This window comes from Micromonospora jinlongensis (genome assembly GCF_013410645.1).
Taxonomy (GTDB): domain Bacteria; phylum Actinomycetota; class Actinomycetes; order Mycobacteriales; family Micromonosporaceae; genus Micromonospora; species Micromonospora zamorensis.
The window spans coordinates 2,731,999-2,746,685 of the sequence record NZ_JACCHK010000001.1; the positions used below are offsets into that span (position 1 = coordinate 2,731,999).

Consider the following 14,687-nt stretch of genomic DNA (forward strand, 5'->3'; position numbering starts at 1 on the left):
TGCCCACCCGGCGGTGCGGACCGCCGGGCGTGCGAAGCGGCACGGGCTACTTCTTGGCCTTGGCCCCTCGGCGCAGCACCAGACGCGCGCCGCTCCAGTCCCGGCCGGCGTTGACGGTCGAGGTCTGCTGAAGGCCGGCGGTGGGCGCGGACTCCGCGACCTCACTCGGCTCGACGTGCCCGTCACGCCCCGCCTTCGGGGTGAGGAGCCACACGACCCCGTTGTCGGCCAGCGGGCCGAGGGCGTCGACGAGAAGCTCGAAAAGGTCACCGTCGCCGTCGCGGTACCAAACGAGCACGGCGTCGACCACCTCGTCGGTGTCCTCGTCGACCAGATCTCCACAGCGGTCGGTCAGGGCGTCTCGGAGATCCTGGTCGACGTCGTCGTCGTACCCCATCTCCATGACGACCATCCCCGGTTCGATTCCGAACCGGTCCGCCAGGCTGCGTACCCCGTCGGCGGCCTGACCAGCGGTCGCGCTCACTGTCGCGTGCCTCCTCATCTCGTCCCTGCTCGCGGCGTCGGTGCGACGCCGTCAGGCAAAGTCCACACAGTTGTTGGGCTGCGCGCAAGTGGCGCACCGGGTGGAACGGAATTTACCGTGCCAGCAGCGTACGGGCACCGTCGGTAATGGCTTCCGCGGAGACCAGTACGTGACGTGCTGCCGGACCTAATGGTACAAACGAGTCAACTGCCGCCACTCGTCGCGCTGCACCGACATATCCGGCGTCGACCAGCGCGGCGATCACCCCCTCGCCGACACCGCCGGAGCGGCGTGTCTCGTCCACGACCAGCACCCGGCCGGTCGCCGAGGACTCCCGGATGATGTCGGCCACCGGCAGGGGGGCCAGCCAGCGCAGGTCCACCACCCGGGTGCCCACCCCCTCCTCGGCGAGGACGGCCGCTGCCCGCAGCGACATCCGCACCCCGTTACCGAAGGTGATGATGGTCAGGTCGTCCGCCGAACCGACCCGGTAGACCCGGGCCCGGCCGATCGGCACGTGCCCGGCCACCCACGCCCCCGGCTCCGGGTATCCCGCCAGCCACTCCCCGTCGCCATCGGCGTACAGGTCGCGGGTGTGGTAGAGCGCGATCGGCTCCAGGAACACGCAGACACTGCCGTCCACCGCCGCGCTGGCCAGGCAGGTCCGCAGCATGGGCGCGGCGTCGTCCGGCCGCGCCGGCACCGCGACCACCAGACCAGGCACATCCCGGAGTACGGCCACCGAGTTGTCGTTGTGGAAGTGCCCGCCGAACCCCTCCTGGTACGCCAGCCCGGCCACCCGCACCACCATCGGGTTGCGGAACGCCCCCTGCGAGAAGAACCGCATGGTGGCCGCCTCGCCGCGCAGCTGGTCTTCGGCGTTGTGCAGGTACGCCAGGTACTGGATCTCCGGCACCGGCAGCATCCCGGCCAGTCCCGCGCCCAGGCCCAGCCCCAGCACCGACGTCTCGTCCAACAGGGTGTCGAAGACCCGGGCCGCCCCGAAACGGTCGCGCAGCCCCTTCGTCACCCCGTAGACGCCGCCCTTGGCGGCCACGTCCTCACCGAAGATCGCCATCTGCGGGTGGTCGAGCATCCCGTCGGCGAGCGCCGCGTTGATGCTCTGCGCCAGGGTCATCGGCCCGCTCAGCTCCGGCGGCTTGCCGCCGAACGCCTCCGCCCGGGCACCCGCGCCCGGGCCGCTGGCCCGCGCCGCGGCGTCGGCCACCGCCCGCGCCACCCGCACCGGGCGGCGGGGCGCCAACGCCGACACCACGTCGGCCGCGGAGGCCAGCTTCGGCTCGCCCAGCACCTCCTCGGCCAGCCGGCGTACCTGCCAGCCGATCTCGTCGTACCGGGCCAGCAGCTCCTCGCCGGTCGCCACACCGGCATCGACGAGCAGCCGCGCGGTGGCGGCCACCGGGTCCCGGTCCAGGTCCTCGGCCAGCTCGGCCGGGCTGCGGTACGCCGACTCGGCGTCCGCCCCGGCGTGCCCCATCAGCCGTACGGTGCGCAGGTGCAGCACGGCCGGCCGCCGGGTACGGCGAACCCAGGCCGCGGCCTCCGCCGCCACCGCGTACGTCTGCACCGGGTCGGCCCCGTCCGCGCTGAAGTAGCGGATGCCCGGCTTGGCCCGCAGGGTCGCCTCGACCCAGCCCTCCGGTGAACGGACGCTGATGCCCAGCCCGTTGTCCTCGCAGACGAAGAGCACCGGGATGCGCAGCTTGGCGTGGTCGTACCAGCCGGCGGTGTTGAAGGCGGCGGTGGCGCTGGCGTGGTTGACCGAGGCGTCGCCGAACGAGCACACCACTATCGCGTCCGGTGGCCAGGGGGCGTGCTCGGCGCCGGCGCCGCTGCCGACCCGGACCCCCGCCCCGGTACGCCTCCCGGCGCTGTCCAGCCGGCGCAGCCGTTCCACGGCCAGTCCCATGCCGACCGCGCGGGGCAGGTGCGAGGCGATGGTGGAGGTGGTCGGCACGATGGCCAGGTCGGCCCGGCCGAACACCTTGTGCCGGCCGCCGGCGATCGGCTCCTGACTGGAGGCGACCATGCCACGCAGCACGTCCCGGGCCGCGTCCGCGTACGCCGCGAACCCACCCGTGGGCGGCTCGGTCCCGGACGGCTCGGACGGCTCGGGCTGGTCGGCGGCCTCGGTTTCGGCGGCGGGCCGTGGGTCCACGGCGGGCTGCGGGTCCACGGCGGGCTGCGTGCCGGTGACTGGTTGCGTGCCGGCGGCGGGCTGTGTGTGGTCGGCCGGCTGTGCCTGGTCGGCCGGCGTCGCCTCGGCGGCGACCTGCGCGGCACGCTGGCAGTAGAACGCGCCGGAGCGGTAGTGCAGCAGCGCCGGATCGGTGGGACGTAGCGCGGCGGCGACCGCGGCGTTGCCCTCGTGCCCGGCCGAGCCGATCGTGTAGAAGCCCTCCCCGAAGCTACGCAGCCAGCGGCCGGCCAGGTCGAGCTGCCGGCTGGTCACCTGCGCTTCGAACAGGTCCAGCACCTGCGCGCCGGTCAGTGGGGCGTCGTCGGTGACCGGGTCAGCGGGATCACGCCGTCGCTGTGCGGCGGGCAGCGCCGCCAGCGTCTCCCGGAATCGGTCGTCGAGGTCTTGCGGGGTGGTCACGTCGGACAGCATTACCGACGGGAGGCCGCCTCGCCCAGTGGGACACGGCTGGGGCGGGTCGGCTCACTCCGGCCCGCAGGGCTCCGGGAAGCCACCGTCGGACACCTTCCACACCAGGTCACGAAGGGTGCTCAGCTCCCGGTCGGTCAGCCCCGACAGGAGTCGGGAGTCGGACATCACCTCGGTCACCCGGTCCCGTTCGACGCGCCCCTTCTCGGTCACCACCAACGTCTTCTGCCGGCGGTCCGCCGGGTCGGTGCGGCGCTCGACCAACCCGGCCTGCTCCAGCTTGTCGACCAGCACCGTCACGTTCGACCGGTCGCAGCCCAGTTGGCCGGCGAGGTCACGGGCGGGCAGCGGGTGGTCCGGGTCCAGTTCGCGCAACGCCCGGGCCGCCGCCGGGGTGAGTCCCAACTCGGCGAACGCGGAGCCCTGCCGGTGCCGCAGAGCGTCGCTCACGTGGGCCATCCGGCGCAGCACATCGGCGGCGAGACCAGCCCGATCCACCGGCCCACCTGCTGCGGAACCCACCTTCTGCGTCACGGCCACATCGTACGCACGGCGCCGGTCGTCGAGGTCAGCGATCAGGATCGGGCACGCCCCCACCGGGCCGACGCCTGACCCGAACGCTGCGCCCACCTCGGCCACCCGCCCGGCGAGCTGCGCCGACTACTCGGCATGGACTGAATCCCGGCCGGAGGAGGCAAGCCCTTCGCCGACCCCGACCGAAGCGTCAAGATCCGCGCAACATCAGGGAGAGTGCTACCTCGGCGCGCGTCGAGGCAGCACCTTCAGGGAAGTTGCGCGGATCGTGAGGGCGTGACGGCGGCGGAAGAGGCGATCCGCCGGCAGGGACGGGGCGATGGGCCTCCGCCTCGCGCAACATCCTGGTTGTAGTGGCATCCCGCGCGACCGACACCACTACAACCAGGATCGAGCACGATCTTGGCGCGGGGGCGCGGGGGCGCGGGGGCGCGGGGGCGCGGGGGCGCGGGGGCGCGGGGGCGCGGGGCGCGGGGCGCGGGGCGCGGGGCGCGGTCAGCCGGGGAGGAAGGAGAAGCGGACCTGGCGGGTGGGGTTGTCACCGTTGGTGTCGACAAGGCAGACGGACTGCCAGGTGCCGAGGGCCAGCCGGCCGCCGAGCACCGGCAGCGTGGCGTACGGCGGAATGAACGCCGGAAGCACGTGGTCCCGGCCGTGGCCGGGCGAGCCGTGCCGGTGCCGCCAGCGGTCGTCGGTGGGCAGCAGCGCGTCGATGGCGGTCAGCAGGTCGTCGTCGGAGCCGGAGCCAGTCTCGATGATCGCGAGGCCGGCGGTGGCGTGTGGCACGAAGACGTGCAGGAGGCCGTCGCCCTCACCGGAGACGAACTGCTGGGCCTCTGCGGTGATGTCGTGGACGCTCGGGCGGGACCCGGTTCGGACGGTGATGACGTCGCTGCGCATACGTCGCATTCTGCCGGAGCGGGTCAGGACCCGCCGCCACCGCCACCAGAGTCGCCGCCTCCACCGGACGAGCCGCCACCGGAGTCGCCGCCGGACCAGTCCCAGCCGTTCGAGTCGCCGTAGTACGTCGACGGGATGCTGGTGTCGGCGTGCCCTCGACGTGGGCCGGGCACGGCGCGTGCTCCCCGGGGTGACGCCGGAGCCCGGAGCCCGTCGCGTAACCAGACCGCACCGAACACGGCGGCCCCACCCCCGAAAATCATGATCGGCAGTGTGGCGAGGCCCCCGGCCAGCAGCACCGGCGCGGCGAGGGCTGCCGCGAGCGTGCCAACCGCCAGGAGTGTGCCGCCGGCCACCACCCGTCGCCCGTTCATGTCCTGCACGGTAGCGGGGCCGGACAAGAGGGCGGTTTGACGGACCGTCGCGCTAAGTTACCGACGGGTACCTGTGTTGAGCGTCGCGTCAGGGGCCCCTAGACGTGACGACAGGTGCCACCAGGGGGCAGGATGGCGCTAGAGACCTATCCCACACACAACCGAGGGAACGCCTGTGGCTACGGAACGCAAGCGCCCGGTGATCAGCGACGGCCTACCGAGCCAGCTTCCGGACATCGACCCTGAAGAGACCAGCGAATGGGTCGAGTCGCTTGACGGTGTCATCGACGAACGCGGCGCCAAACGCGCCCGCTACGTGATGCTGCGCCTGCTGGAGCGGGCCCGTGAGCGCCAGGTCGGGGTTCCGCCCCTGACCACCACCGACTACATCAACACCATCCCGTCGGAACGCGAACCGTGGTTCCCGGGTGACGAGCACGTCGAGCGGCGGATCCGGGCGTACGTCCGGTGGAACGCCGCGATGCTGGTGCACCGGGCGCAGCGCCCGGAGATCGGCGTCGGCGGGCACATCTCGACCTTCGCCAGCTCGGCTTCGCTCTACGAGGTGGGCTTCAACCACTTCTTCCGGGGCAAGAACCACCCGGGCGGCGGCGACCACATCTTCTACCAGGGCCACGCCTCCCCCGGCATGTACGCGCGGGCGTTCCTGGAGGGGCGGCTCAGCGAGCACCAGCTCGACGGGTTCCGCCAGGAGTTGTCGCACCCCGGCGGCGGGCTGCCGTCGTACCCGCACCCGCGGCTGATGCCGGACTTCTGGGAGTTCCCCACCGTCTCGATGGGTCTCGGCGGTCTGAACGCGATCTACCAGGCCCGGTTCAACCGCTACCTGCAGCACCGCGGCATCAAGGACACCTCGCAGCAGCACGTGTGGGCGTTCCTGGGTGACGGTGAGATGGACGAGCCGGAGACGCTGGGCGCCATCGGTGTGGCCGCCCGCGAGGAGCTGGACAACCTCACCTTCGTGATCAACTGCAACCTCCAGCGGCTGGACGGCCCGGTCCGGGGCAACGGCAAGGTCATGCAGGAGCTGGAGTCGTTCTTCCGGGGCGCCGGCTGGAACGTGATCAAGGTCGTCTGGGGCCGTGAGTGGGACCCGCTGCTCGCCGCGGACACCGATGGCGCGCTGGTCAACCTCATGAACACCACGACCGACGGCGACTACCAGACCTACAAGGCGGAGTCGGGCGCGTACGTGCGGGAGCACTTCTTCGGGCGCGACGCGCGGACCCGCAAGATGGTCGACCCGCTCAGCGACGACGAGATCTGGAACCTCAAGCGAGGTGGGCACGACTACCGCAAGCTCTACGCGGCCTACAAGGCGGCCACCGAGCACACCGGTCAGCCCACCGTCATCCTGGCGAAGACGATCAAGGGCTGGACGCTCGGGTCGCACTTCGAGGGCCGCAACGCGACCCACCAGATGAAGAAGCTGACGCTGGAGGACCTGAAGACCTTCCGCGACCGGCTCTACCTGGACATCCCGGACAAGGCGCTGGAGGACAACCCCTACCTGCCGCCGTACTACAACCCGGGTGAGAAGTCCGAGGAGATTCAATACCTGAAGGAGCGGCGCGAGCAGCTCGGCGGCTACCTGCCGTCCCGGCGGACCAGCACCAAGCGGCTGACCATCCCCGGTCCGGAGCGGTTCGCCGACGTCAAGCGCGGCTCGGGCAAGCAGAAGGTGGCCACCACGATGGCCTTCGTCCGCCTGCTCAAGGACATCATGAAGGACAAGGAGTTCGGCAAGCGCTGGGTGCCGATCATCCCGGACGAGGCCCGTACCTTCGGTCTCGACTCGATCTTCCCCACCGCGAAGATCTACTCGCCGCACGGCCAGCGCTACACCTCGGTCGACCGGGAGCTGTTCCTGTCGTACAAGGAGTCGACCACCGGTCAGATCCTGCACGAGGGGATCAACGAGGCCGGCTCGGTGGCCTCGTTCACGGCGGCCGGTTCGGCGTACGCCACGCACGACGAGCCGATGATCCCGATGTACATCTTCTACTCGATGTTCGGGTTCCAGCGGACCGCCGACGGGCTGTGGGCGGCGGCGGACCAGATGGCGCGGGGCTTCCTGCTCGGCGCCACCGCCGGTCGCACCACGCTCAACGGTGAGGGTCTCCAGCACGAGGACGGCCACTCGATGCTGATCGCCGCCACCAACCCGGCGGTGGTCGCGTACGACCCGGCGTTCTCGTTCGAGATCGCGCACATCATGGAAGCCGGCCTGCACCGGATGTACGGGGACGCGCAGGAGAACGTCTTCTACTACCTGACGGTCTACAACGAGCCGATCCTGCAGCCGGCCGAGCCGGCCGGGGTGGACGTGGAGGGCCTGCTCAAGGGCATCTACCGCTACTCCCCCGCGCCGCAGGTCGACGGCCCGAAGGCCAACGTGCTCGCCTCGGGCACCGGCATGCAGTGGGCGCTCAAGGCCCAGCAGCTGCTCGCCCAGGACTGGGGGGTGGCCGCCGACGTCTGGTCGGTGACCTCCTGGACCGAGCTGCGCCGCGACGCTGTGGAGACCGAGGAGTACAACCTCCTCAACCCGGGCGCCGAGGCGAAGGTTCCGTACATCCAGCAGAAGCTGGCCGACGCGGACGGGCCGAAGGTCGCGGTCAGCGACTGGATGCGGGCGGTGCCGGATCTGATCGCCCGCTGGGTGCCCGGCGACTACACGTCGCTCGGGACCGACGGCTTCGGCATGTCGGACACCCGGCACGCGCTGCGTCGGCACTTCCACGTCGACGCGGAGTCGATCGTGGTGGCCACGCTGCGGCAGCTTGTCCGCAGCGGCGCGGTGGCGGCCACCGTGCCGGCCGAGGCCGCCAAGAAGTACGCGATCGACGACGTCAACGCCGCCCCGGTCGGCGAGACCGGCGGCGACAGCTGATCCAGCACGATCGAGGAAGGGCCCGGCGCACACGCGCCGGGCCCTTCTTTCGGTACGACCCACCCCCGGGAGCCGGAAGCGGCGGCGGTCCGGGGTCCCTGGCGGGGATCCGGACCACCGCCGTCGCGGGTGACGCCGGGAGGATGGGCGCTCGTCAGCCGACGGCGGCCAGGTCGGTGAGCCGGGCCAGCGAGTCCTCCAGATCGGCGCCGACCCGACGTAGTCCGAGGCGCAGCAGGGCCGCCTTGACCGGGCCGGCCGGCCAGCGGACGACGATGAGCCGCACGACGGTCCCGCCCTCCTCCTCGTCGGTGGTGAGCTGGACGTAGATCTCGGTGCGCGCCTCCGCACGAGCACCGGCACCCTTGGCCCGTTCCCGCCAGCCGATCAGCGTCGGCTCCTGGTAGGCGATCACCTCGGCCTCGTGCGCCGAGCCGCGCCCCGCCTGGACCAGTTGTCGCCGGCCGAAGCCCTCTCCCGAGAGCACTTCGGCCGCGCGGACACCCGCCAGCCAGGCCGGCAACTGCTCGGCCCGCTGGACAACATCCCAGACCACTTCAATTGGCGCCGCCACGTGCGCACTGCGTTCAACGAGGATCATTTCCGTCTTCCTCCGGTGAGGACATCCCACGATATCGGCACTCTATGCGCTAAATCGGACTTACCTGGACGGGTTTGGAAAAAGACACGCCGATCAACCATTGCGGATTGCGCCAAGCCGGCCTATGGCGCATTCATCGAGAGCGCCCTAAAGTCCCGAGCACGTTTCACGTTGACCGGGAGGGCGCATGTCGACCGCACCGATGCCCCAGTTCCCCACCGGCTTCCGTTGGGGTGTCTCCACATCGGCCCATCAGATCGAGGGCGCCACAGCGGTCGACGGGCGCGGTCCGTCCATCTGGGACACGTTCGCGCGCTCCCCCGGCCGGATCGGCGACGGCAGCACCGGCGAGGTGGCCTGCGACCACTACCACCGGCACACCGAGGACGTCGCGTTGCTGGCCGGGCTGGGCGTTTCCGCGTACCGGTTCTCGATCGCCTGGCCCCGGGTGCAGCCCACCGGCACCGGTCCGGCCAACCCGGCCGGCCTGGACTTCTACGACCGGCTGGTCGACGAGCTGCTGGCCGCCGGCGTCGACCCGGTGGCGACCCTCTACCACTGGGACCTGCCCCAACCCCTCGAGGACGCCGACGGCTGGCTGCACCGCGAAACCGCCGCCCGATTCGCCGAGTACGCAGACCTGGCCGCCGCCCGACTCGGCGACCGGGTCCGGCTCTGGATCACCCTGAACGAGCCGTTCGTCCACATGAGCATGGGGTACGGCATGGGCGTGCACGCTCCCGGTCGGATGATGCTCTTCGACGCCTTTCCGGTCGCCCACCACCAACTGCTCGGGCACGGGCTCGCGGTCGCCGCGCTGCGGGCGCGCACCGCCAGCCCGGTGGCGATCGCCAACAACTACTCACCGGTGCGGGTGCTCGGCGACCGCGACGCCGACCGGGCCGCCGGGGCCGCCTACGAGGCGCTGCACAACCGGCTCTTCACCGACCCACTGCTCGGTCGCGGCTACCCGGAGCTGCCCGGCCTCGACCCGCGCGTCATCCACCCCGGCGACCTCGACACGATCGCCGCGCCGATCGACGTGCTCGGGGTCAACTACTACAACCCCACCGGCGTACGGGCCGCCGAGGAGGGTTCACCGCTCCCGTTCGACCTGGTGCCGCTGGACGGCTACCCGCGTACCGCCTTCGACTGGCCGGTGGCCCCCGACGGGCTGCACGAACTGCTCGGCTGGCTGCACGACACCTACGGCGACGCGCTGCCACCCATCGAGATCACCGAGAGCGGCTGCGCGTACGACGACGCGCCGGACGCCGACGGTCAGGTGGCCGACCCGGAGCGGATCGCGTACCTCGACAGGCACCTACGCGCCGTCCGGGCCGCGATCGACGACGGAGTCGACGTGCGCGGGTACTTCGTCTGGTCCCTGCTGGACAACTGGGAGTGGGCCGAGGGGTTCACCAAACGCTTCGGCCTGGTGCACGTCGACTACGCCACCCAGAGGCGTACGCCGAAGTCGTCGTACACCTGGCTGCGGGACGTGATCGCGGCCTCCCGGCCAGGGTCGGCGCGGTGACCACCCTCGACCCGACGCCGGCGTCGCTGCCGGCGGCGCTCGCCGAGCCGACAGTGCCGGTGCGACGCGGCTGGATCGGGTTGATCTTCGCCGCCAACCTCGGCGTCTGGATGGCGTTCTTCACGCCCATCCAGGTGCTGCTGCCCCAGCAGATCGAGCAGATCGCACCCGGTGACAAGGAGAACATGCTGGCCGTGGTCACCGGCCTCGGCGCCCTGGCCGCGGTGCTCGCCAACCCCCTCGCCGGCGCGCTCTCCGACCGCACCTGCCTGCGGGTGGCCGGCCGCGAGTTCGGTCGCCGGCACGTCTGGACGGCCGGCGGGGCCCTGCTCGGCGCGGCGGCGCTGGTGCTGCTGGCCCAGCAGCGGACCATCCTCGGGGTCGCCCTCGGCTGGGTGGCCGCGCAGATCTGCTTCAACGCGATGCTGGCCAGCCTCAGCGCCGCCGTCCCGGACCGGGTCCCGGTGACCCAGCGCGGCGGCGTCTCGGGCTGGGTGGGCATCCCGCAGGCGCTCGGGCTCGTGCTCGGCGCGGTGCTGGTGACCGCCCTGGTCACCGGCAACGCCGCCGGCTACCTGGCCATCGCCGTCGCCATCCTGCTGCTGTCGCTGCCGTTCGCGCTGTTCACCCCCGACGAGCCGCTGCCCCGTACGCACCGGCCCGTGGTGCGCACCCGGGCGCTGCTGGCCTCGATGTGGATCAGCCCGCGTCGGCACCCGGACTTCGCCTGGGCCTGGATCACCCGGTTCCTGGTCCAGCTCGGCAACGCCCTGGGCACCCTCTACCTGCTGTACTTCCTCACCGACGGGGTGCGCCACCCCGATCCTGAGGGTGGGCTACTGGTGCTGATCCTGCTCTACACGCTCGGCATGATGCTGACCGCGGTGGTCGCCGGTCGACTGTCGGACCGTTCCGGACGCCGCAAGATCTACGTCATCGCGTCCGGGCTGATCATGGCGGTGGCGGCGCTGCTGCTCGCGGTCGCGCCGGTCTGGCCGATGGCGATTGTCGCCGCGCTGCTGCTCGGCGCCGGCTACGGCGTTTACCTCGCCGTGGACGCCGCGTTGATCACGCAGGTGCTGCCCCGGGCCACCGACCGGGCCAAGGACCTGGGCGTCATCAACATCGCGAACTCGGCACCGCAGGTGCTCGGTCCGGCGCTCTCCGCCCCGCTCGTCGTGTACCTGGGTGGCTATCCCACGCTCTACGCCGTCACCGCCGTGGTCACCCTGATCGGCAGCGCGCTGGTCGTCAAGATCCGCTCGGTTTCCTGAGTCGAGGCCCCTGGCGGAATACGCTCGACCGTCGCCGTAGGCTGGGGGACGTGACAGTACGTGTGCGCTTCGCCCCCTCCCCGACCGGCATGTTCCACGTCGGCGGCGCCCGCTCGGCGCTGCAGAACTGGATCTACGCCAAGCAGCAGGGCGGGGTGTTCGTGCTGCGTATCGAAGACACCGACGCGGCGCGCAACAAGCCCGAGTGGACCGAGGGGATCCTCTCCGCGCTGGACTGGATCGGCATCTCCCGGGGCAGCTACGAGGGCCCGCACTTCCAGTCGGAGAACGCCGGCGAGCACCGGGCCGCCGCCGCCCGGCTCTACGAGTCGGGTCGCGCCTACTACTGCGACTGCACCCGCGAGGACGTGCAGGCCCGCACCGGCTCGCAGTACCAGGGCTACGACGGCTACCACCGCGACCGTGGCCTCGGCCCGGGCCCGGGGCACGCGCTGCGCTTCCGTACGCCGGACGAGGGCGCGACAGTGGTCGTCGACCTGATCCGCGGTGAGCCCACCTTCGAGAACAAGCTCATCGAGGACTTCGTCATCGCCCGGGGCGACGGCTCGCCGGTCTTCCTGCTGGCCAACGTCGTGGACGACATGACCATGGGGATCACCCACGTGATCCGGGCCGAGGAACACCTGCCCAACACGCCCAAGCAGCAGCTGCTCTGGGACGCCCTCGGGGTCAAACCGCCGATCTGGGCGCACGTGCCGGTGGTGGTCAACGAGAAGCGGCAGAAGCTCTCCAAGCGCCGGGACAAGGTCGCCCTGGAGGCGTACCGCGAGGAGGGCTACCTCCCCGGCGCGATGCGCAACTACCTGATGCTGCTCGGCTGGGCGCCGTCGGGCGACCGGGAGATCGTCCCGTGGTCGGTCATCGAAGAGGAGTTCCGGCTGGAGGAGGTCAACCCCTCCCCCGCGTTCTTCGACGAGAAGAAGCTCCGCGCGTTCAACGGCGATTACATTCGTGCCCTGCCGGTGGCCGAGTTCGTCGACGCCTGCCAGCCGTGGCTGACCGGCACCGGGACCATCGCGCCGCCGCCGTGGCAGCCCGAGGAGTTCGACGCCGACGCGTTCGCCGCCGTCGCGCCGCTGGCCCAGACGCGGATCGCGGTGCTCAGCGAGATCGTGCCGAACGTCGATTTCCTCTTCCTGGCCTCGCCGCTGATCGACGAGGCCGCGTGGGCCAAGACGATGAAGGACGGGTCCGCCGAGCTGCTCGATGACGCCGTCGCGGCCTTCGAGGCACTGGAGTCCTGGGATGCCGAGTCGCTGAAGTCGACGCTGGAGGTGGTCGGCACCGCGCGTGGCCTCAAGCTCGGCAAGACTCAGGCGCCGGTACGCGTCGCGGTCACCGGCCGCACCGTGGGCCTGCCGCTGTTCGAGTCGCTGGAGGTGCTCGGTCGTGAGCGCACCCTGACCCGGATGCGCGCCGCCCGGCTCCGCCTGGTCTGACCTCCGAGAGCTCCGGCTCCGTCTCCGTCGCCGGCCACCCGGGCTGGTGCCCGGCCGCCCCTCAGCGGCGTCGGGCTCGGAGCCGTCGCTGCAACCCGACGACGAGCGCGCCCACCAGCAGGGCCGCCGCGATCGTCCACAACCAGCCGCGCATCTGGCTGCTCTCCTGCGCGGCCGGCACCGGGCTGCCCGCCGCAGTCGCGGTGACGGCCGGCGCCGCCGACGACGCCCCGCTCGCGGTCGGACCCGCCGCCGCGGCCGTCGGGGCGGTGCCACCGGCGGTCGGGGCGACGCCGCCGGCGGGCGCGGACGGGTCGGCAGCGGTGCCGGTCGTGAGGGTGAACCGCACCTCGCCCTTCACCGGGTGCCCGTCCGAGGACGCGAGCTGGTAACCGACGATGTAGAGCCCGGCCGCCGCCGGCTTGAACGGCACCCGCACCCGGCTGCCGTCGAAGGCCGGCGGGCCGCCAGCGACCACATTGTCCGGCCCGGTTATTGTGATCTTCGTCGTAGCCGGTGCCGGCTTGGCCAGGAACCGCAGCTCGATCTGGGCGGGTGCCGACGCCACCCGGGCACCGTCGCGCGGGTCGCTGCCGGTCAGCGAGTTGTGCGCGGCGGCTGGCGTTGCCGGCGCCAGGAACGACACACCGAACGCCACGCCGAGCACCACTGGCACGACCCGCGCCAGACGTGTAACCCTGCCCCCCATGAACCCCTCCGTAAGGGTACGATCCGCCCGCTGATCCAACCGCTCCTCATTAGTCGAGCAGAGATCGCAGATAGTTCCAATTACTGTTCCACAAGCTGCAACTTATCGACGTTTTCCGGAGTCTGTAAGGGTGAGCCCGACCATCTGGTCGGTGCCGCATCGGCAGACCGATCCAGACGTCACAACGATGCCATCCATCGAACGGGGCGAGGAGGCGGGATGGTCCGTCACATGAGGTGGTTGGCAACCGTGCTGGCGGGCGCGCTGGCCACGGCGTTGCTGTCACTCGGCACTGCCGGCCCGGCCTCGGCGGCACCGAAGCCGGCACCCGCCGGAGTGGACATCGCCGGCGAGGGCCTCTCCGCGCCGCTGCGGTTGCGCGCCGACACCCAACCCACCCACGTGGGCGCGGTCATCGACCAGGTCAACTTCCTCGCCCACACCGGCATGCCGAAGGGCCCGAAGCCGGCCGACCTCGGTCCGAAGTACACGGTCGTGGTGCTCGCCGGTGAGACGCCGAAGCAGACCTACGATCTCTACCCCAAGGCGGTCGGCGGCCCCCGCGTCTACCGGCCGGCGAAGCAGCCGGACGGCCGCAAGATCAGCGCCGGTTGGTTCCTGGGCCGGCTCAGCATGTCCGAGACCCTGCGCACCGCCGGCGTGCCGCTGGAGCGGCAGTTCGACACGGTCAGCGGCGGCGTGGGCGGCGGCGAGCGGGTGCTCCCGGAAAACACGCTCGACCCCGCGAAGGACCTTGACAAGGCGCTCGGCGACCTTCAACGCCTGCTGCTGCTCAACGTCGGGGTGATGCTCACGATCACGGTCGGCCTCGCCGGGATCGCCCTGCTGATCCGTCGCCGCACCCGCTGAGCTACCCCCGCGCGGTGGTCAGCACCAGCGGCGCGGTGGGCGCTGCCGGCGGGTGGCCCGCGGCCGAGGTCGGACCGGGCCGTGCCGATGCGCCCCGGCCCAGCCGGGAAGTTCGCTGAGGCAACCAGCGGGAACGTCCGAGTCGGGTTCGGCGAGGGTGTTGGGCTCCCCGGAGCGCTGGCGCGGCAGGGCGGCGTCGTCGTCGGCCCGGCCGGCGAGCGGCTCCACCGGGTGCGACGGCGCACCGCCGACCGGCCGGCGGTGCTTGCCAGCCCCCTGCGGATCGTGGTGCCCCGGTCGGCAGGGCTCGCCCTGGGCGCAGCCGTGCTCGGCCTCCCCGTGCGCCATCCCCGGCCTCCTCACACTCGTCCCAACCTCGGGTGCTCCCCCCGACGTGCCCT

At 71.6% G+C, this 14,687-nt stretch carries 13 protein-coding genes; 5 read left to right on the plus strand and 8 right to left on the minus strand.

All coding sequences use genetic code 11. The annotated features are described in order from the left end of the window. Positions 1–46: 46 nt before the first annotated feature. The 5 genes from HNR22_RS11675 to HNR22_RS11695 all read right to left on the minus strand — a co-directional run bounded on the left by HNR22_RS11675 (position 47) and on the right by HNR22_RS11695 (position 4,921). Positions 47–484: a DUF3052 domain-containing protein gene (locus tag HNR22_RS11675; protein WP_007463483.1), complete on the minus strand. Its 438-nt coding sequence runs from the start codon at positions 482–484 to the stop codon at positions 47–49. A gap of 112 nt (positions 485–596) precedes the next feature. Next, positions 597–3,116 (minus strand): thiamine pyrophosphate-dependent enzyme, encoded by a 2,520-nt coding sequence (locus HNR22_RS11680; RefSeq protein ID WP_179780389.1) that lies wholly within the window; start codon positions 3,114–3,116, stop codon positions 597–599. A 51-nt stretch (positions 3,117–3,167) separates the two neighbouring features. Continuing rightward, positions 3,168–3,572 (minus strand): MarR family winged helix-turn-helix transcriptional regulator, encoded by a 405-nt coding sequence (locus HNR22_RS11685; protein ID WP_179783512.1) that lies wholly within the window; start codon positions 3,570–3,572, stop codon positions 3,168–3,170. 570 nt (positions 3,573–4,142) lie between these two features. Then, positions 4,143–4,547, minus strand: coding sequence for a YjbQ family protein (locus HNR22_RS11690; protein ID WP_179780390.1), 405 nt, complete (start codon positions 4,545–4,547; stop codon positions 4,143–4,145). Positions 4,548–4,570: 23 nt separating this feature from the next. Further along, positions 4,571–4,921, minus strand: a complete 351-nt coding sequence (locus HNR22_RS11695) for a hypothetical protein (protein ID WP_179780391.1) — start codon at positions 4,919–4,921, stop codon at positions 4,571–4,573. A gap of 175 nt (positions 4,922–5,096) precedes the next feature. Between HNR22_RS11695 and aceE the strand changes: the two genes are divergently transcribed. Further along, positions 5,097–7,835: a pyruvate dehydrogenase (acetyl-transferring), homodimeric type gene (gene aceE / locus HNR22_RS11700; protein ID WP_179780392.1), complete on the plus strand. Its 2,739-nt coding sequence runs from the start codon at positions 5,097–5,099 to the stop codon at positions 7,833–7,835. A gap of 154 nt (positions 7,836–7,989) precedes the next feature. Here the strand turns inward: aceE and HNR22_RS11705 are convergent, their stop codons facing one another. Beyond that, on the minus strand, positions 7,990–8,436 hold the full coding sequence (locus HNR22_RS11705) for an SRPBCC family protein (RefSeq protein ID WP_088949558.1): 447 nt from the start codon (positions 8,434–8,436) through the stop codon (positions 7,990–7,992). 187 nt (positions 8,437–8,623) lie between these two features. On the opposite strand from HNR22_RS11705, the gene HNR22_RS11710 reads away from it, so the two are divergent. The 3 genes from HNR22_RS11710 to gltX are packed head-to-tail and all read left to right on the plus strand — an operon-like array spanning position 8,624 to position 12,707. Then, a complete protein-coding gene (locus HNR22_RS11710) occupies positions 8,624–9,973 on the plus strand; it encodes a GH1 family beta-glucosidase (RefSeq protein WP_179780393.1) in 1,350 nt (449 codons plus the stop codon). Next, positions 9,970–11,247 carry an MFS transporter gene (locus HNR22_RS11715; protein WP_179780394.1) on the plus strand — a complete coding sequence of 426 codons (1,278 nt, stop codon included), beginning with the start codon at positions 9,970–9,972 and terminating at the stop codon, positions 11,245–11,247. The genes HNR22_RS11710 and HNR22_RS11715 overlap by 4 nt, the downstream gene beginning before the upstream one ends. A gap of 50 nt (positions 11,248–11,297) precedes the next feature. Further along, the gene (gltX, locus tag HNR22_RS11720; RefSeq protein WP_343059791.1) at positions 11,298–12,707 is read left to right on the plus strand and encodes a glutamate--tRNA ligase; all 1,410 of its coding nucleotides are present in this window, start codon (positions 11,298–11,300) and stop codon (positions 12,705–12,707) included. 61 nt (positions 12,708–12,768) lie between these two features. On the opposite strand, the gene HNR22_RS11725 is transcribed toward gltX, so the two are convergent. After that, entirely contained in the window at positions 12,769–13,416 is a 648-nt protein-coding gene (locus tag HNR22_RS11725; protein WP_179780395.1) for a copper resistance CopC family protein, read from the minus strand. A 219-nt stretch (positions 13,417–13,635) separates the two neighbouring features. Here HNR22_RS11725 and HNR22_RS11730 point away from each other — a divergent pair, with 219 nt between their 5' ends. Next, the gene (locus HNR22_RS11730; RefSeq protein WP_179780396.1) at positions 13,636–14,286 is read left to right on the plus strand and encodes a hypothetical protein; all 651 of its coding nucleotides are present in this window, start codon (positions 13,636–13,638) and stop codon (positions 14,284–14,286) included. A gap of 18 nt (positions 14,287–14,304) precedes the next feature. Here HNR22_RS11730 and HNR22_RS11735 read toward each other — a convergent pair whose 3' ends face one another. After that, a complete protein-coding gene (locus HNR22_RS11735) occupies positions 14,305–14,634 on the minus strand; it encodes a hypothetical protein (protein ID WP_179780397.1) in 330 nt (109 codons plus the stop codon). Positions 14,635–14,687 lie beyond the last annotated feature (53 nt).